18 protein-coding genes are annotated in these 19,215 nt (G+C 39.0%); 17 read left to right on the forward strand and 1 reads right to left on the reverse strand.

Translation table 11 applies throughout. The features are described 5' to 3' along the window. Positions 1 to 31: 31 nt before the first annotated feature. From P2W73_RS05355 to P2W73_RS05430, 16 genes are all read left to right on the forward strand, one after another. On the forward strand, positions 32 to 1,312 hold the full coding sequence (locus P2W73_RS05355) for an ABC transporter permease (RefSeq protein ID WP_276500966.1): 1,281 nt from the start codon (positions 32 to 34) through the stop codon (positions 1,310 to 1,312). 182 nt (positions 1,313 to 1,494) lie between these two features. Next, a complete protein-coding gene (locus P2W73_RS05360) occupies positions 1,495 to 2,355 on the forward strand; it encodes a MotA/TolQ/ExbB proton channel family protein (RefSeq protein WP_276500967.1) in 861 nt (286 codons plus the stop codon). 73 nt (positions 2,356 to 2,428) lie between these two features. Continuing rightward, on the forward strand, positions 2,429 to 3,100 hold the full coding sequence (locus tag P2W73_RS05365) for an ExbD/TolR family protein (RefSeq protein ID WP_276500968.1): 672 nt from the start codon (positions 2,429 to 2,431) through the stop codon (positions 3,098 to 3,100). A gap of 28 nt (positions 3,101 to 3,128) precedes the next feature. Continuing rightward, on the forward strand, positions 3,129 to 3,758 hold the full coding sequence (locus tag P2W73_RS05370; RefSeq protein ID WP_276500969.1) for an ExbD/TolR family protein: 630 nt from the start codon (positions 3,129 to 3,131) through the stop codon (positions 3,756 to 3,758). Positions 3,759 to 3,807: 49 nt separating this feature from the next. Beyond that, on the forward strand, positions 3,808 to 4,635 hold the full coding sequence (locus tag P2W73_RS05375) for an energy transducer TonB (RefSeq protein ID WP_276500970.1): 828 nt from the start codon (positions 3,808 to 3,810) through the stop codon (positions 4,633 to 4,635). A 114-nt stretch (positions 4,636 to 4,749) separates the two neighbouring features. Beyond that, complete coding sequence (gene mnmE, locus P2W73_RS05380) at positions 4,750 to 6,132, forward strand: tRNA uridine-5-carboxymethylaminomethyl(34) synthesis GTPase MnmE (protein WP_276500971.1); 1,383 nt, start codon at positions 4,750 to 4,752, stop codon at positions 6,130 to 6,132. A 249-nt stretch (positions 6,133 to 6,381) separates the two neighbouring features. Further along, positions 6,382 to 6,765 carry a helix-turn-helix transcriptional regulator gene (locus P2W73_RS05385; RefSeq protein ID WP_276500972.1) on the forward strand — a complete coding sequence of 128 codons (384 nt, stop codon included), beginning with the start codon at positions 6,382 to 6,384 and terminating at the stop codon, positions 6,763 to 6,765. Continuing rightward, on the forward strand, positions 6,762 to 7,877 hold the full coding sequence (locus P2W73_RS05390; RefSeq protein ID WP_276500973.1) for a tyrosine-type recombinase/integrase: 1,116 nt from the start codon (positions 6,762 to 6,764) through the stop codon (positions 7,875 to 7,877). The genes P2W73_RS05385 and P2W73_RS05390 overlap by 4 nt, the downstream gene beginning before the upstream one ends. 41 nt (positions 7,878 to 7,918) lie before the next feature. Then, a complete protein-coding gene (locus P2W73_RS05395; protein ID WP_276500974.1) occupies positions 7,919 to 8,251 on the forward strand; it encodes an excisionase family DNA-binding protein in 333 nt (110 codons plus the stop codon). Between the two features lie 76 nt (positions 8,252 to 8,327). After that, entirely contained in the window at positions 8,328 to 9,311 is a 984-nt protein-coding gene (locus P2W73_RS05400; RefSeq protein WP_276500975.1) for a virulence RhuM family protein/type II toxin-antitoxin system death-on-curing family toxin, read from the forward strand. A 390-nt stretch (positions 9,312 to 9,701) separates the two neighbouring features. After that, positions 9,702 to 10,391 (forward strand): hypothetical protein, encoded by a 690-nt coding sequence (locus tag P2W73_RS05405; RefSeq protein WP_276500976.1) that lies wholly within the window; start codon positions 9,702 to 9,704, stop codon positions 10,389 to 10,391. 134 nt (positions 10,392 to 10,525) lie between these two features. Next, complete coding sequence (locus P2W73_RS05410; RefSeq protein ID WP_276500977.1) at positions 10,526 to 10,834, forward strand: helix-turn-helix domain-containing protein; 309 nt, start codon at positions 10,526 to 10,528, stop codon at positions 10,832 to 10,834. Then, entirely contained in the window at positions 10,831 to 11,778 is a 948-nt protein-coding gene (locus P2W73_RS05415; RefSeq protein ID WP_276500978.1) for a DUF8464 domain-containing protein, read from the forward strand. The genes P2W73_RS05410 and P2W73_RS05415 overlap by 4 nt, the downstream gene beginning before the upstream one ends. A 112-nt stretch (positions 11,779 to 11,890) precedes the next feature. Continuing rightward, positions 11,891 to 12,271 (forward strand): plasmid mobilization protein, encoded by a 381-nt coding sequence (locus P2W73_RS26635; RefSeq protein ID WP_439145489.1) that lies wholly within the window; start codon positions 11,891 to 11,893, stop codon positions 12,269 to 12,271. After that, positions 12,268 to 13,227 (forward strand): relaxase/mobilization nuclease domain-containing protein, encoded by a 960-nt coding sequence (locus tag P2W73_RS05425; RefSeq protein WP_276500980.1) that lies wholly within the window; start codon positions 12,268 to 12,270, stop codon positions 13,225 to 13,227. The genes P2W73_RS26635 and P2W73_RS05425 overlap by 4 nt, the downstream gene beginning before the upstream one ends. Before the next feature lie 20 nt (positions 13,228 to 13,247). Next, a complete protein-coding gene (locus P2W73_RS05430) occupies positions 13,248 to 13,811 on the forward strand; it encodes a hypothetical protein (RefSeq protein ID WP_276500981.1) in 564 nt (187 codons plus the stop codon). 1,007 nt (positions 13,812 to 14,818) lie between these two features. Here P2W73_RS05430 and P2W73_RS05435 read toward each other — a convergent pair. Next, a complete protein-coding gene (locus P2W73_RS05435; RefSeq protein ID WP_276500982.1) occupies positions 14,819 to 15,751 on the reverse strand; it encodes an AraC family transcriptional regulator in 933 nt (310 codons plus the stop codon). A gap of 362 nt (positions 15,752 to 16,113) precedes the next feature. Between P2W73_RS05435 and P2W73_RS05440 the strand changes: the two genes are divergently transcribed. Beyond that, positions 16,114 to 19,215, forward strand: coding sequence for a SusC/RagA family TonB-linked outer membrane protein (locus tag P2W73_RS05440; protein ID WP_276500983.1), 3,102 nt, complete (start codon positions 16,114 to 16,116; stop codon positions 19,213 to 19,215).

A 19,215-nucleotide genomic window follows, 5' to 3' on the forward strand; every position in this document is an offset into this window, starting at 1 on the left:
GCTTTCTGTAATTTCGGGTTAAGTATCGAGTATGAATTTCCGCGATGTTTTCTCGCTGGCGTTTCGCACGGTTCGCAGCAATAAATTGCGCACAGGATTAACTGTTGCCATCATTGCATTTGGCATTATGGCCCTCGTTGGCATTATAACGGCTATCAAGGCGATGAACCAAAAGTTTTCTGAAAGCTTTTCTTCTATGGGAGCTAATGCATTTACGATTCGGTTCAAAGAAAGAAATATTCATTTTGGCGGTGGTGGAAATAACAATGATGTCAAGCTTTCAAAAAAATCAAATAAGAAAGAGAAGAAATCTAACCTTGGAAAAAAGATTACAAAAGATGAAGCCGAGCTTTTTGTAAAAGCCTTTCATTATCCTTCAATCACCAGCATCTCCATTTTTGGCAATAGAAATTCCATTGTTACAAAAGAGGAGAGAAAAACAAGCCCCAATGTTACGTTATTCGGCGGTGATGAAAATTATTTACTATTGAATGGCCTGACCATTTCCGAAGGAAGAAATATTAATAAGGCCGAAGTGCAATCGGCAAGCAACGTTTGCATATTGGGAAATGATCTGGCGAAAAACCTTTTCAAAGAAAGTTTAGGCATGGCCATTAATTCAACTGTACGCATCAATAATATTCCATTCCGGGTTATTGGTGTGATGGCCAGCAGGGGGTCTACTTTTGGGTTTAGCCGTGACAATATGGTTGTCATAAGTTACACCAGTGCACACCGAAACTTTCCCTCTGACAATTCTTACGTAGTAGCTGTTTTGACGCAGGATATTTTGCAGGTGAACGAAGCTATGGGTGAAGCAGAAGCAGCATTTCGTCCTATAAGAAAATTGACAACAACAGAAGAAAGCAATTTTGTGCTGGACAAAAGTGACAGTGTCGCTGAAAAAGCAATGAACAGTCTTGGCTTTCTTACTATATCTGCAACGGTAATTGGACTGATCACGTTGATAGGCGCTGCTATTGGTCTTATGAATATCATGCTGGTGTCGGTATCAGAGCGTACAAAGGAAGTAGGACTGGTTAAGGCAATTGGCGGTAAGAGCAAAATGGTGAGACGGCAATTTTTATTAGAAGCGATGATCATCAGTGTGCTTGGCGCAATCTTTGGAATCGTTCTTGGAATTTTAGTTGGAAATATTTTCTCCATTGTATTAAGTACAGGCTTTGTTGTTCCCTGGAATTGGGTTGCATACGGCATCGTAATCTGCAGCATTGTCGGGCTGCTTGCTGGTCTGTATCCGGCACTAAAGGCCGGAAGATTAAACCCTATAGAAGCATTGCGCTACGAATAATTAATATTATTTGTTATCAAATTATTTGTCAGGGAGTTGGTGCTTTTAAAAAAATCCTTAACTTGAAGCCCTCTGTGATAAAAAAACAATCACGGGAAGATTTTTGTATAAACTTTTTCATTAGAATTGTAGCCTCAAAATAAGGCTCATTAACATTTAAAAAAACACTAAAAATTAAGATCATGGCTGAGACTAAACCAACTGCATCCGCAACAGTTAAGGCTACTTCTGTGCAAGCAAAGAAAAGCAGTAACGCCATTTCGTGGATTGCTCCCGTAGTATGTATTATTGCCGGTTATGCAATCTGGCGTTTTATTTTAGGAGCTGACTCTGGTTTTGAAGCTCCTGATAAGGCAGGTGGCTTTTGGCCTGAGCACAAAGAACCTAAGGATGCATTACACAGGATTTATGAAGGTGGTATCATTGTACCCTTACTGATTGGTATGTTGCTAATGGTGATTGTATTTTCTATTGAAAGATTTTTGACTATTCGTAAAGCCATGGGTAATGGTTCTATTTCTGACTTTATCCGTAAGGTTCAGTATCACCTGGCTAATCGTAATGTAGATGCAGCGCTGTCTGAGTGCGACAAACAACGCGGATCAGTTGCCAATGTAATGAAAGCGGGTCTTCGCCGTTACAAAGAAATGATCAACGAAGGCGGACTGGATACGGATCAAAAAGTAATTGCAATCCAAAAGGAAGTAGAAGAAGCTACCGCACTGGAACTGCCGATGCTTTCAAAAAATCTTGTATTCCTGTCAACGATTGTATCCTGCGGTACCCTGATCGCCTTATTAGGTACGGTAATCGGTATGATCAAATCTTTCTCTGCCCTTGGTAAAGAAGGTGGCGCAGGCGCAGCCGGTGAGCTGGCGGTTGGTATTTCTGAGGCCTTGTATAATACAGCCCTGGGTATCGGTACTTCAGCCTTTTCGCTGATCATGTATAACGTGTTTACTACTAAGATTGACTCTATTACATATGGCATTGATGAATCAGGTTTTACCCTGACACAAAGTTTTGCTTCACTGTACAAATAAGATTGTCAGTAAGTGGATGACTTCGTATGGAAATTTGATTCCAATTCATCTTATTATTAATAAATTTTTCAAAATGCCAAGTGTAAATATTGCAAAGAAGAATACGGATACCGATATGACACCCTTTGTGGATATCGCATTTCTGATCCTTTCTTTTTTCATCATGGCTACCAAGTTTAAACCACCTGAGCCTGTTGAAATTACGACCCCTAATTCGGTTTCGGCTGGTAAACTGCCCGCAAATGATGCGGTAATGGTTACAGTAGATCCGGAAAACAAGGTTTTCTTTTCTGTGTTGTCCGAAAAAAATGTAGGAGTTTTTGATAAAATAATACAGGAGCTGAATACAACGAATAATCTCGGATTATCGCCTGCTGAAATGGCCAATTTTAGAAAGACACCTGCTATTGGAGTTCCTTTTTCAAAATTGAAGTCTTTGTTAGCAATTCCTGCGGATCAACAGAAAGGTATTAAACAAGACGGTATTCCTGTTTTGGATTCAGCCACCAATGAACTGGTAAGATGGGTTGCCGCATCAAAAAATGCTTTTGCTGGTCAGAAATTGACATTCCTGATCAAAGGCGATGCGAAATCCAAATACCCCACGTTTGAAGCGGTAGTAAGTGCCTTGAAACGGAATGATGAACATAAATACAATCTTGTTACATCACCTGAAGATGCTCCGGCCAACTCCGAATTAGGAATGCAGCGCAGGAAAGAAGGCGGCGGCGGAGAAAAGAAATAAATTATCAATTAATTAAAAATCATCTGTTATGGCAAGTTTAGATACTGGTGATGGCGGTGGCGGCCACAAGAAAGGCCCGGGTGTAAAGAAAGCGAAAAAGCTATCTACCCGTGTAGACATGACTCCCATGGTGGACCTTGGTTTTCTTTTGATCACGTTCTTCATCTTTACGGCAACAATGAATGAGCCCACAACAATGGACCTCAACATGCCTAAGGATACGGATAAAGATGAGGAAGTAACAAAAGCAAAACAATCAGGCGCTCTGACCATTATGCTTGGAGCCAAAGACCAGGTATATTACTACGAGGGAGAATTAGCACCTGATGGCAGCAATTTTAAGCAAACTACTTTTAAAGGTATTCGTGATATCATTATCAACAAAAAGAAATCGGTGATCGCCAGTTACCGTGGAAATGCAGCCTGTGAAGAAAAGGCAAAATCGAAAGGCAAAGATCCTAAGGCTGAATGTGCTGACGAAGACTTTGTGGTAGTGATTAAGCCTAATGAAGAGGCAACCTATAAAAATACGGTTGACATACTCGATGAAATGACGATCAACCAGGTAAAGCGTTTTGCCATGGTAAAAATTGCTGACACTGAGAAAGGCCTGATAAAAGCTACTGAAGGTGGTGGCGCTCCGGCCCCGACCAACTAATCGTATGGAATTGTCAGGAAAATGCATCTAATTTTAAATAAACTTAAACATGGAAGCCAACAAAATATTATCCGCTGATATTCTGGACCTGGTTTTTGAGAACCGGAACAAGGAGTATGGGGCTTATAATCTGCGGAGAACTTATAATAAGCGCATTATTTTGGCTCTTGTTATCACGGCTTCTCTCGCCCTGCTGGCCCTGATAGGCTCATTGCTGGCGAATACGCTGGATGACGATAAGTCGAATAAAGTGGAGATTAAAGAAGTGACTTTGGCAGATATCAAGCAGGAAGAGGAAAAACCCAAGGAATTACCGCCTCCTCCTCCACCGAAGCCACCAGATCCTCCAAAGATTGAAATGCAAAAATTTACTCCTCCGAAAATCGTAAAAGATGAAGAAGTACAGGAGCCACCTCCGGCACAAGAGGAGTTGAAGGAAGCTAAAATCGATGTAATTAAACAGGAAGGTATTAAAGACGAAGGTATCGTCGCCCCGGCAGTGATAGACGATGGTAAAGGGATCGTAGAGGAGAAGAAAGAAGATGAGAACAAAATTTTTGAAAAAGTAGAAATTGAAGCTTCCTTTAAGGGTGGTGAAGGTGCCTGGAGAAAGTACCTCGAGAGGAACTTAAATCCAAGTACCCCGGTTGATAATGGAGCACCTGAAGGAACTTATACAGTATACGTTCAGTTTGTGGTGAGCAAAGATGGTTCTATCAGTGATGTGAGAGCTCTTACCAACCATGGTTATGGCATGGAAGCTGAAGCTATCCGGGTTATTAAAAAGGGTCCGGCCTGGACTCCAGCCATACAAAATGGTAGAAGTGTAAATGCTTATCGTAAGCAACCCATCACCTTCCAGGTTCAGTCTGAATAACAAACAAATTTTTAGCGTTTCATATCCTCCCCGCACAAGTGGGGAGGATTTTTGTTTTTATAGGATGACGGTTGAAGTCTACTTTTGAAAACAAAAGACAATTCTGAGTAACGCATGATTAATCATTTATCCGGTTGGGATGATACTATAGTGGCACTGGCTACACCGCCAGGTATCGGGGCTATTGGTGTAATAAGACTGAGTGGTAAACAGACCTTTCCTATTGTTGACAGCCTGTTCCCATCGAAAGACCTTTTGCAGGAAGCAGCTAATACACTGCATGTAGGATATCTGAAACACAAAGACCAAATCATCGACGAGGTTGTTGTTTCCCTATTCCGTTCACCCAGGTCGTACACAGGTGAAGACGTAATTGAGATAAGCTGCCACGGGTCTCCATTTATTCATCAGCGCATCATTGAAGCATGTATTGAAAGCGGCGCAAGGTTGGCGAAACCGGGGGAGTTTACTCAAAGGGCTTTTTTGAATGGTAAACTGGATCTTGCCCAGGCCGAAGCAGTGGCAGATGTAATAGCCAGCAATACCGAAGCGTCGCATAAAGCTGCGTTCAATACGATGCGTGGCGGGTTTTCATCCAAACTAAAGGAACTGAGAGAACAATTGATCCGTTTCTCTGCCTTGATTGAATTAGAGCTCGATTTTTCACAGGAAGATGTAGAGTTCGCTGACCGTTCCGCTTTTTATGAGTTAATCAGGCAACTACAATTTTCAACCGATCAGTTAGTCAATTCCTTTCAGTTAGGTAATGTTATAAAAAACGGGGTGAGTGTAGCGATTGTTGGAAAGCCAAATGCCGGTAAATCAACTTTGTTAAATGCGTTATTAAATGAAAACCGGGCCATTGTCAGTGACATACCCGGTACGACCCGGGATACCATTGAGGAGACAATTAATATTGATGGAATACTTTTCCGGTTAATTGACACGGCTGGTATAAGACAACATACCGCTGACATCATTGAAAGCGCAGGGGTTGAACGAAGCCTCGAAAAAATGAAACAGGCCGATCTTGTGATCTATCTATTTGACGCAGGAGAAAAGATGCCGGAAGTCGGAAGCCGGAAGTCAGAGCTTGACAAACAGCAATTGAAGTATTTGTTAGTTGCTAATAAAATTGATGAGGTTGGAGAAGAACAGGTAAGACAGGAACTTTCAGGTATAGAAAAAATAATTTTTATTTCTGCCAGGCAAAACAAACATATTGAAGTGTTGAAAGAAAAAATGGTGGATGCAGTTTTACAGGGACAGGTGCAAACAGAAAATGTCATTGTAACCAATGCACGACATTACCATGCATTAAAAGAAGCCGCAAAGTCTTTGTATGATATCAAAACAGGCCTTGACAACAAACTGCCGGGTGATTTATTAGCTCTCGATATTCGGAGATGCCTGCATTACCTGGGAGAAATAACCGGCCAGGTAAGTAATGAAGATATGCTTGATTTTATCTTTAGTAAGTTCTGTATTGGCAAGTAAGCCACTTACCCCACTTAACTTTATTTTACTTATTCCATTCTTTTGCAACGTAGTACAGATAATCATTTCAGGAAACTGACGTTTCTTTTCTCCATTTTTATTCTTTTATTGTTTCTTATTTGTACCAGTTTTTAATACCTTCATATGGTACAAATCAAATTTAGTGAAGGTTAAATTATGGCAGTATATGGCATTATAATGCAGTATAATGCAATTTAAAACCATTTTTGACTCTATTTTTCAAATATCATGAGCAGTAACATTCGTATAAAAAAAGTTTGTGAGCATTGTGGTGAGATCTTCATGGCACGGACTACGATAACAAGATATTGTTCTCATAAATGCAACTCTGCTGATTATAAGAAAAAAGAAAAGCAGAATAAAATTGAACAGTCTAATCAACAGACGAAAAATAAAATCCCGGATCAGCAGGAAGTTATTCAACCTGAAATAAAAGTTTCAAAAGAACTGGTCAACGTAAAGGAATTGTCTGTTATAACAAGCCTCAGTGAACGAACACTTTTCAGGTTAATAAAGGACAAGAAGTTTCCAAAGATGAAGATTGGGAAACGTTTAGTGTTTAATAAGGATGCAGTTATCAATTATCTTAATTTCAAATACGGCAGCATATGAGAGGAAAGCTGAGGCAAAGGAAATTATATACGGGTAAGATCAGTTTATATATTGACTATTATCCTCCTGTATGGAACCCCGTAAAGAAAATTTATAGTCGCAGAGAGTACTTAAAGCTGTTCCTGCATCCGAATCCGAAAACAATGCTGGAGAAAAAACAGAATGAACTTAATAAGGAGTTGGCTGAAAAAATTTACCTGAAACGTATGAAGTCTTTCATGCTGGAAGAAAACCGGATATTTAATAAAGACATCCTGGAAAGTGATTTTTATGTATATGCTCTGGGCTTCATTAAGTCAAAAGAAAAGGCCGGAAAAAATGTGGAGCATCATAAGTCTGCTATCAAATACTTAAAGAAATTTTCGGGTGATCATTGTAAATTCAGACACATTGATGAAAACTTCCTGGAACGATTCAAAGATTTTCTGCTTACAACCACGACACTTAAATCAAAGAGATTTACACTGGACACTAACTCTGCCTCTTCTTATTTTGACAAGATGCTTTCCATTGTGGAAAAGGCGTTTATTGATAATTATCTGCCCGAAAATTATATTTTGAAAATAGAGCGAATAAAAAATGTAGAAGTAATACGGCAATTTCTCGATGACGAGGAAATAGAAAGATTAAAGTCAGAACCGATAGAAGACGATACAGTCTATAAAGCTTCTATGTTTTCTATTCTTACTGGTCTTCGTTACAGTGCTGTGGAATCATTGCATTGGGGTGATTTGCATTTTACAAAAGAACTGAAGGCATGGTATGTTTACCTGATAGACCCAAAACCCAAAAGACCTTTTAAACATTATATCAATCAACAGGCTGTTGACCTGCTTGGTGAACGAGGGAATGACGAGGACTTATTATTCCCTGGCCTGGATTATGACAGAACACTCAAAATTGTAAAGGAATGGTGTTTACGTGCAGGAATAAAGAAAGATATAACTTATCATAATTTCCGGCACACGTATGCCACACAGTTAATCACAGGGGGTGAGGATATTTACGTAGTCAGTAAAATGCTTAACCACAAGCATGTGAAAACAACAGAAATCTATGCAAAGGTGGCGGACCAGGTTAAAGTGAAAGCCTCGAATAAAGCCAGAATTTGATCAATTGATAAATATTTAAAATAAATGTAAACGATTGCAATATGTCGACAGAGGAAAGATTGGAAAAAATGGATAACGACCTACAGCAAATTAAAGTAATGCTTGTTGAAATTTTGAATCATCAAAAGCAACCAGTGCAGGAACAGGATTCCATTATGAGCCTGAATGAAGTTGCAGAATTTCTCGCGTTGGAAAAGCATATCATTTATGCAAAGTGCGGAAGTGGGGAAATCCCTTTTTTCCGTGTAGGGAAGCTCTACAAGTTTAAAAAATCTGAAATACAGCAATGGCTAAAAGACCAGGGACTAAAAAAGGCAATTGATGTGGATGATTATGTAAACCGATATTTGCAGACGCATATTTTAAAAGGATAGTATATAAATCTTATCATCATAATTTGTGACGTTCGCAAACAAGATATCTTGTAACTAATTAAATAATCATTAATGTATGGATGCTGAAAAAAAAGGAGAAGTTATTATTTATGAAAGCCAGGACGGGGAAGCCTCCATTGATGTTAGATTGGAGAATGAGACAGTTTGGCTGCGCCAGGAGCAAATTGCGGAGTTATTTAGCCGGGATCGTACAGTTATAAGTAAGCACATTAATAATATATTCAAAAACAAGGAGTTGGATCAGGAAAGCAATGTGCAAAATTTGCACATTGCAAATTCAGATAGGCCGGTAGCTTTCTATAACCTGGAAGTAATAATTTCTATTGGATACCGCGTCAAATCTCCAAGAGGTACACAATTCCGGATTTGGGCCAACAAAGTATTAAAGGATTATTTGGTAAAAGGGTATGCAGTCAATCAAAAGCGTCTGCAGGATCAATCACGTCAATTGGAAGAACTGAAACAAACAGTTAAATTGATGGGCAATGTAATTGAAAACAAAACCCTGAATACAGGGGAAGCAGAAGGCCTGTTAAAGGTAATTACCGATTATACATATGCCCTTGATGTGCTGGACAAGTATGATCACCAGATTCTGGAAATTCAGGAGACTACGCCAAAAGAGCTGTTCCGTATCACTTATGAAGAATCAATGAAAGCCATCAAAGGCTTAAAGGATAAGTTCGGCGGAAGCTCATTGTTTGGCAATGAAAAAGACGAATCTTTTCAAAGCTCCCTGGGAGCGATATACCAAACATTTGGCGGTCAGGACTTTTATCCCAGTGTAGAGGAAAAGGCTGCTAACTTGTTATATTTTGTTATAAAAAATCACTCTTTCTCTGACGGTAACAAACGTATAGCTGCGTTCCTGTTTGTCTGGTTCCTGGAGAAAAATGACATCCTGTATAAATCGGATGGATCAAAACGGCTTGCTGATAATGCGTTGGTGGCTCTTACTTTGATGATCGCTGAAAGCAAACCCGAAGAAAAAGACATGATGATAAAAGTTGTAGTGAATCTCATTAATATCAAAAACTGATTCATCGGGAATGATATTTTAAAAACCGTTGGGCATTCCTTAATAACATACTCTTTAATCGCCTTCAGGTCACCTCTTTCAAGATACTGCGGATCGCTCCGCTATACCTTGTACTTTCAATCGGTCACCTTTCAGCTATCACCTTTTCCGTTTTATTGGCACTGCGGCAACCACTGCCAAAACATCAATGAATATAACACTGTTATTACGTATTGGCAGAGATTGCCCGGCACTGCTTCTAATTGTGTAAGAACGTTAAAGAGGATTACTAAGCTTATTTGAAACAAGAAGAAAAGAAATTATAAAACTTAGCTTTCCTTGAACTGACTCTATTTAAATTTCTTATTTTTATTGTGATAATCGAATTAGTGAAAATGAAAAATGTGTGTTATGAAATTCAATAATCTATTGCCAGATCTCCCGTTTCCCCAACCCTTACTTTCGAAAATTTTTCAACAGCAACATGAAAGGTACCTGGAAGTATTTCCAGAATGGAGTTTACTAGCTACCCGTCGAAAATTGACCGCTTCTTACTGGATGAAGATATTTGTAAATCATTTTATTTTCTTGTTGATATCCGGAAGTTTGATTGTGCTACTGATCAACAACGAGCAACCTGTTCTACCTTCTTTGATACCAGCGTCTCTGATTGTTTTTCTTTCCTTATTCTTGACAATGTACTGGCCGCATTACCAGTTAGAGTTTTTACCGCATTTAGATAATTGTATGGAATCTTTCAGAACAAAAAAACTGGAAGGATTACAGCAGTGCAAGAAAGAACAATATTCGGTTTTATCACTGATGCTGATACAACATGCCTACCAGCATATGGCCGGTATTAAAAACGGTTCTATCGATACCAATTATGCAAAACTGTTAACACAACAATACGGGGTATCTGTCAAGAGTATTGTACCTGCGTTACAAATAACTATAAGGGGACAGTGGAACCGCAAAAGCATCAGGAAGCGTACCGAAATAATCAATGATTTTGAAGATGCCAAAGATTATTTCATGCAATTGTCTTGTGAAAGAGCCATTCAACTGCTGGATCAATTACAACAAAAAATATTACAATAAACTTCCCCCCCAAAATAAAGTGCATTTCAACTTTCTCTAAATGGCCATAACAGGCTATTTTTTTACAAATTATCTATACTTAACTGGATTTTCCTTGGCTGTTTGGCCATATTGCGTGGCTAAAACAATGAAGTATGGAAAACGTGCAGATGTTATTACCAATGGAACCAAAAGCCTTTTGGTGCCAATTAAGAACTATTGTGGAAGAAGTAGTCATGGAAAGCAGGCCGGAAACACCTGTTGATATTCATGCTAAAAGACCGCTACTAAAAGCCAAAGAAGTATGTGAGATCTTTCACGTCTCAAAGCCTACCCTTTATGACTGGCTGAAGCAGGGCAGGATCACATCAGTCAAGATCCATACCCGCCGCTATTTCCATTGGAAAGATGTGGAAGAACTGATCCAGCAAAGCAAAGTAAACTCTTTCAAATCCCACTCATGAAAACACAACCGTTGCTTTGTAAACAGGTTAATCAAATTGACCTGGTGAATTATCTTGAAAAATTAGGGTATAGGCCACAGAAAATTCGAGGCAATGACTACTGGTACGTGTCACCACTACGGGAAGAAAAAACGCCATCATTTAAGGTCAACCGTCGAATGAATGTCTGGTATGATCATGGGATAGGCAAAGGCGGTACGCTGGTAGATTTTGGAAAGCTGTTTTACCGGTGTTCGGTGAAAGAACTGCTTTCCAGATTAGAAGACGAAAAAGCGATCATTGTTTCTTTTCACCCGCTTGGCTACCAGCCGGCTGGTGAAAAGAAAAAACTTTCCAACGAGGCCGGGAAGATTCATGTATTAAGTAGTCGGGAGATCACAGATCCTATTCTCAGGGAATACTTGAATAATCGTCGGATTCCGCTTGCTATTGCCAACCAATTTTGCCACGAAGTAGCCTTTGAGTTATATGGTAAAAAGCACCTGGCGATAGGCTTTAAAAATGACAATGGTGGTTATGAATTACGCAATGCTTATTTCAAGGGTAGTAGCACACCCAAAGAGCCAAGATTGATCCAGCGGAACGGTGAAAAAGAGCTGGCTGTTTTTGAAGGTTTTTTCAGCTTTCTTTCTTTTCAAACCCTGCAACAATCAAACAAAAAATCAGCTATCGGACTGCCAGATATTCATGCAGCTTCTCTGGTATTGAACTCTCTTTCTTTTTTTGAAAAGAGCCGGGGGTTGATGGAAAACTATGATTCGATTCATTTGTTCCTTGACCTTGACCGGATGGGTCAACAATGCACACAGCAGGCTTTGCAATGGTCCGATAAATATCATGATCAGAGCCGATATTACCAGCGGTTCAAAGATTTAAATGAGTATCTTATTAAGTCCGTAAGTCATGAACTAAAACAAAGCCGCCGACGGGGAATGCATCTTTAAATTTTCAGGAGCCAGCTATGTTTCGGTTTTACCGAAACGCTGGCTTTTTTCATCCGGACTTTGGTCGGGATTCAAAAAGGTATTGCAACAGACATTGAATTTGTGAAGAGTGATGAACGCTATACAAATATCTAAGAAAGGCAAAGGAGGACGGCCCGTAAAACCGGTTAAACAAAATCAGTTTATAGGCGTGAAGTGTTCATTGATTGAAAAAAAACTGATTCAACTAAATGCAAAAGCGGTTGGGTTATCTATGTCTGAATACTTAAGAGAGCTGGGATTAAAAGGACAAGCTGACAGGAAAATAAAAGTGTTGCCTAAAGAAGTTTTACTATTTACAGCAACGCTCAATCACATGGCTGCTAACATAAACCAGGTAGCCAAAAAAAGAAACCAGCATGATGAACTCAGTGTCATCGAAAGAGCGGGTTTAACAGTTCTCTCCAACGACATCAAACGGCTGGCTGCTGACATCAAAAATTTTCTTCAATGATTGGCAAAATAATTATCGGAAAATCTTTCCGTGGCTGCATCAGTTATTGTCTGGAAAACAAGAAGCAATCGGAACAAAAAGAACAGGTTGTCCAACAACGTGCGGAAGTACTTTGCTATAATCTTTGTTACGGTGATAAATTGGATCTGATCCGTCAGTTTAATGATGTCCGGAATCTTAATCTTAAATTATCCAAACCTGTCATGCATATCACCTTAAGTTTAGCGCCGGGTGAAAAGTTGGGCAAGGAAAGATTAGCCGGTCTTGTTGAAGACTGTGCCAAAGATTTGTGTTTTGAAAAAAATCAATATTTAGCCATTGGCCATAACGATACCCATCATCAGCATTTACATATCGTTATCAACCGGGTGGGTTTTGATGGCAAGACAGTGAAGGATAATAACAACTATCAGAAGATGGCGGCTTATTGCAGGAAGATGGAACTAAAATACGGGCTACAACAAGTCCTTAGCCCCCGCCGGTTTTTATCCAAAGAGCAGAGGCATATTCCCCGTCTTGATCAACGGAAAGAGAAGCTACGCCGTGACATCCGGGAGTGCCTGAATGTTTCAAAAAATTATCAGGAATTCGAGCAAAAAATGAAACAAAGAAATTACCAGGTATTGAAAGCAAGAGGCATCGCTTTTATTGATCCGCAAAAAGTCCGCGTTAAAGGAAGTGAAGTTGGTTTTCCGCTTTCGAGAATCCAAAAAATAGTAAGCCTTCAGCGGGAACTGAAAAAAGATATTCTACACAATGAACAACCGAGCGAATCCGAAAGAACACAAATACTGCATTTGAAATCTTTACACCAAAAACAGCATTTTGGAAAACAAAAAAATCTGTCCCTGTCAGCTTCAACCGAACTGATTTTGAAATCACCTGCTCTGCAAGAGAATATTAATCCTGCATTGATCAAAAAGAAAAGGAAGAAAAAAAGATCACAGCATTTATAAAGTCTTAAAAAAAATTAGAGATGGCAAAAGAGACCAGTAATGAGCAGGCGTTGCTTAAATTGATCCTTGAAGAATTGCAACATTCAAATCAGCAATTGGCTGGACAGCACGGTTACTTGGAGGAATTAAAAGAAAAGATGAATCATCCGGTTATAAATGATTTTCGGGAAAAGAAAGTGGAAGAGTTGAAAAGCGCCTTGTATCAGTATCACGTAAAACTTTTGCAGCTTATTCCGGCAAAGGTCAAACACTATTATTATGTACACACCACAACAGCAATAGCATTTATGTTTTTTATAGGACTGACTGCTCTTTCTTGGTTATACATGGATCAATCTGTTGAGATACGGTCGCTGAAAACTAATGCCATCAAATACCGTCATCTGAAATTATCTGAAAATAGAAGTCTTATCCAGTTACTAAACATTACAGACAGCTTGTATATATACGATCCCGGAGATTTTGAAAAGAATGTGAAGAGCAAGGAGCGAAACAGGAAAATGCAACCTGATCTTTTATTCCACGATAGCATGAAAGAAAGGAAGGCCAAAAACTTTCGTCTTAAGACAGAGAAAAAACCATAATTCGGATGAGCTATCCGGATTCTACCCCTTTCAGCTATAAATAAATCCATTTGCCTTATAAATATTTCTTTTTGCCCGATTTGATATGCCAGGAAAAATATTACTTGTAGTGATCTGTAATAAGCCTGATATCTGATAAAATAATCACGATTTTAATATAAATGCTACTGAATGCAGATTTTTTAATTGGCATTGGCTGAACGTTTGATTGTCGCAAAATATGTGGCAGGCCTCAATGGGAAAAATTAGTATTTGTTGACATTTATAAATGCCAATCGGATTGTTAATTTTATTTGTTCTTATTGCTTTTGACCCAACGCGACTTGTCTTAAAAATTATCATCGTCGGTCTGCTGCGGGATATAAATTGTTCAATAATTGAACGACACATTTATTGATACTCTCCTTTGCTTGCTAATGCCAACATCAGTTATTTGCCAGTCGATTGGTTTAATGATTGGGTAAATAATTGTTTTGTTACTGCAAGTTATACTTGGAGCAATTGGAGTAACATATTTATTTTGATCGATATTAATCAGATTTTATCCAGCCTTTTTGATTATGGACAAAATCAATCTGGGATTAACAAAAAGAAGTAATCATCAACTAAGAAGCTTGCTGGTAGAAGCCAGTTGGGTGGCCGTAAGAACGGATATAACCTTTGCAGCAATACTATCTCAAGCACGCCCACAAAGAACCTAACAAAGCCATCATAAAAGTGGCGTACAAATTACTGAGCCGTATGCGGGCTGTCATCCATAGCGGCATACCCTACCAGGTAGGATTGATAAAATAATTATTTAATTAAGCTCATCATTACGCATAAACAAAGACAGACTTAATAACATGAGAGGTGGCATCATCACCAACGAATGACCACAACGCAAGTTTTGGTAAACAATGGTCTTTTTATTACGTTGATAAGGCTATCGCAGTAGTAAAAGCGCTAATGGCAAAGTATGGTTTACACAGCTAATGGAATATTTACTTGAAGTAGTGTATTAGCATTCATTTGACATCTACTTTTTTATTTGCTTTAGTAATATCCCACTTTGCCCTGTAATCATTCGGTGACACAGACATAAGTTTTGAAAACATTCTTGAAAAATAATAGGGGTCTTCGATTCCTAATTCCGCAGCAATTTCTTTAACACGAAGATCAGTGAACTGAAGATATTGGCAGGCTTTCTGGATCTTAAGGTGATTGAAATACTCAATAGGTGCAAATCCTGTTTTTTTCTTGAAAAGAGCTGAATAATGAGAAGCAGAAAGATTTACTGAACTGGCAATGTCTTCCAGTGTGAGTGTCAGATTAATACTCTTCTGCATAAAGTCAATGGAAAGATCCACCTGGTCGGTTGTTTTCTTTTTGCCCGGATAGTTAAACTTTTCATCGAAAATGACCGACGTAAGAAAATGCCAGAAGCACATGTTAGCATAGTAGAGATTGTCCATGCCATATCCCCGCTCTAACGTAAAGTAAATTTCGTCGAACAATTTTATCCTGGCTTCATTGTAATGAATATATCCTATGTGATGCTGTATCTGGTTTATCATTAAATCCACTATGTGCGTTACAAGATGCCCCTTGAAATGTACCCAGTAAATTGTCCATGGATCGTTCTCATCAGCAGCATAGCGATGGGATGTTTCCGCCGGCACGACTATAAAACTGCCCGGCTGAATAGTTTGTTTTGTTTTTCCAATTTCAGCCCATCCTTTTCCTTCAATACAATAAATGAAAATGTGCTGGTCAATGCCATGCAGGCGTTCCCGGAAATGAAATTTTGCTTTGGGATAATACCCTATGTCCGTAATATGTACACCTGATAATATAGGATCACTGCCGCAATACTGGTAAATGATTTTCCGTGGTAGCACTATCGCCCTTTGTCCTTCAAATCCTTCTTTTTTACGGATGTTTTGGTTTGATTTTTCCATATTTCATTTGCAAGCGAGGTAAAGGTAGATAAATGATATAATAAAATTGTCCATCATTTCCATAAGTAAAGCTATTTCCATCAGCCATCTTTCATCTCAACTTGCACTTAGATTTTTCTAACAAATCAAATACTCAGATTAGTAACGATTGTAAATACTCCAGGTAATGCCATATACCATACTTCTCACAAAAGCTGATTTATTGGGCCTTCCTGTACTTTATTTAAATGTACTTATCTGGAAAAGGATAGATGCGAGGATAAAATAAACGCCTGAACATTTAGCCTAAGCATTTATACGGAAATCTTTTTATTAAAATAAAATAGTGCATCATTTTTTTAAAACTGCTTAAATCAAAAGTTATGAGAAGAATCCTGCAACTTATTCTCTCCGGAGTGTTTTTAGTTGCTTCAGTAAATGCCAGTGCCCAGCAAGTAATAAAGGGCAGTGTTAAATCCACCAGTGGTGAACCTGTAACAGGCGCTTCTGTTTCCGTAAAAGGGAAAAAAGGCGGAACCTCCACCAACAACGAGGGCTTGTTTTTCATAAAAGCCGAAAAGGGAACCCCGCTGGTTATTACTTCTGTTTCTTTTGAAACCAGGGAAGTAATGGCCGGTGATAATATGGAAGTCACATTGGAGGCTAAAGTGGGCCAATTGCAGGAGATAGAAATAATGGTAGAAAAAGGTTATGGCAAATCGAAAAAAAGTGCTGTAACAAGTGTTATATCCTCAGTTAAGGGCTCAGATCTTGCAGGTATGCCCTCTACAAATCTCGGTTCAGTATTGCAGGGTAGGGCTACAGGTGTGCAGGTTACCAATAGTGGTGGAGCCAACCCACCAACTCAAAAAATACTGATAAGAGGTTTTACCTCTTTGCAAAACAGTACTGACCCGCTGGTTATTATGGATGGGATAAACCTGGGCAGGTCAGGGTTGAATTTTGTAAACCTTGCCGATATTGAAACAATTGATATTTTGAAAGATGCTTCGGGGGCCGCTATTTATGGTTCTGATGCTTCGGGCGGGGTAATCATCATTACTACTAAAAAAGGGAAACTGGGTAAATTTCAGACTGATGCAGATGTATCGTATGGCTCTTCATTTTACCAGGATCCCGAAATGGCCGATGCCAATGAATACATTGCTGTTCAAAAAAGGCGAAACCCCGCTTATGTAGTTCCAACAAATGCTGCTAATACAAATTGGTGGAAAGAATCTGTAAAAAGTGCCAATCAGCTTAATGCCAACCTGAGTTTTAGCGGCGGGTCTGAAAAACTAAATGCGTTTGGTAGTTTGGGTTATATAAAGTCAGATGGTAACTATACGATAGGTGGTGCCTATTGGCAGAAGATTTTGGCTCGGTTAAATTTAGATTTCACACCAAATAAATATTTTAGGGCTGGCTTTACATTAAATCCAAGATTTGAGAACTGGGTAAACCCAGGCCAGGGTGATTTAATGCCAGTTATGCGTACCGAACCAACCTTGCCTGTATTTGATCCAAAACCGGGGTTCAACCAGTTTAGCCAATTCAGCCAAACAAGTATTGATAGAAATGTGAACCCCGTTGCAGCGTTAACGAGGGGCGTATACAATAAAAATTATTTTATGGGGATTATAGGTTCCACCTATATTGAGGTAAGTCCCTTAAGGAATTTGCGTGTAAGGAGCCAAATGAATATTAATACCGGCCAGGGATATAGTGCAGGATATACTCCAAGGTATTACAATGGAAACCGTGACCGGAACTTTGACCCCGTAGACCCATTATCTCTTGATAAGTCTGATAACGCTTATAATAATTCAAATCATGCTTTCAACTGGATATGGACACAAACCGCAAATTATTCATATCGTTTAAAGCAGGATCATACGTTCAATTTATTGGCAGGTTATGAATCAAGAAAGGAGTTTGGTTTGGGAAACTCTGCAGCACGCTATAAAAGCCAGGATCCTACCAACCCGGACTATTATTATTTGAGCTTCATGCAGGGCGACTATATCAATACTGGTGGATATGAAACGCAGGATACCTGGGGCGCTATCTTTGGCAGACTTAACTATAATTACCAGGAAAAGTATTTTGTTGAAGGAAATATTCGCAGGGACGCATCCTCAAGATTTTATAATGAGAATAAGTATGCTGTTTTTCCATCCGGTTCTGTTGGATGGATAGTTACAAGAGAAAAATTTCTTTCCTCATTTAGAGCATTAAACTACTTAAAAATAAGGGCAAGCTATGGTGAAATTGGAAACAGTTCATTAAATGACCCTGCCTCATATCTTAATTTTTTGAGCCCGTCGATTAACAGTGTAAACGTTATTAATTTAGGCGATCCGCGGGTTGGTTATCCTATCTATGTTGTAGCAAGACCTGCAAACCCTGATTTAAAATGGGAAAGAGATGTTGATGTAAACGTTGGTTTTGATTCTTATTGGTTTGAAAACAGACTCTATGTAAATGCAGAGTTGTATGAAAGAAAAGCAAAAGACCTGCTATTCACTGATAATGTTGGAAGGGAGGAGCTTGGTATTCCGGGTGGACAGAAACTGAATTTGGGGCAAATTTCCAATAAAGGTTGGGAGGCAACAATAGGGTATAAGAATAAATCAATCAACAAACTTAAGTTTGATGCATCTGCCAACTTTTCTCACAATACACCCTATTTGGATAGTTATGGTTTAACAGGTGAACCGGTATTAGGTAATGCGCAAGGTTATTATAGATTATCTGAAGAATTACAGGGGCCCTACACAAAATCAGAAATTGGCCAGGAAATAGGTCGTTATTGGGGCTACCAGGTAGAAAAGGTATTCCAAAATCAGGCTGAAATTGATGCCTACAGTAAGAATGGTACATTAATTCAACCAACTGCCCAACCAGGTGATTTTAAATACCAGGATACAAATGGTGATGGTACCCTTGACGATAAAGACAGGGTATACATGGGTAGCCGTAATCCTAAACTGGAAGTTGGTTTAAACCTGCGGGTTGAATACAAAGGCTTCGATTTTGCATTGTCCGGCTATGGCAGATTTGGCCACAAGGTTTTATGGTTTTCCAAAAAATTCCATTATATGGGTGCACTCGGAGCTAACATTTATGCCGGAGCTTCCGATAAAGCATGGAATGGAGATGGTTCAACCAATAGTAATCCAAGATTTCTTAAGGATGGAATATCACCGGATTTGTTGAGATTCAACTCATGGTTTTTAGAAAAGGGTGATTATTTCCGTATCAATAATATGCAATTGGGGTATACAATTCCGGCAGCATGGATTCCGAAAATAAGGAAAATCAGACTTTATGCAAATGCACAAAATCTAATCACATTCACGAAATATCCCGGCATTAATCCTGAAATATATAACAGCGATCTTCCAATCAACGCCAATGGTGTAGATATTTCTCAATATCCAACTAAAAAAACAATTATAGTGGGCGTAAATATTGGATTGTAG

The sequence above is a fragment of the Terrimonas pollutisoli genome (assembly GCF_029360765.1).
Lineage (GTDB): Bacteria > Bacteroidota > Bacteroidia > Chitinophagales > Chitinophagaceae > Terrimonas_B > Terrimonas_B pollutisoli.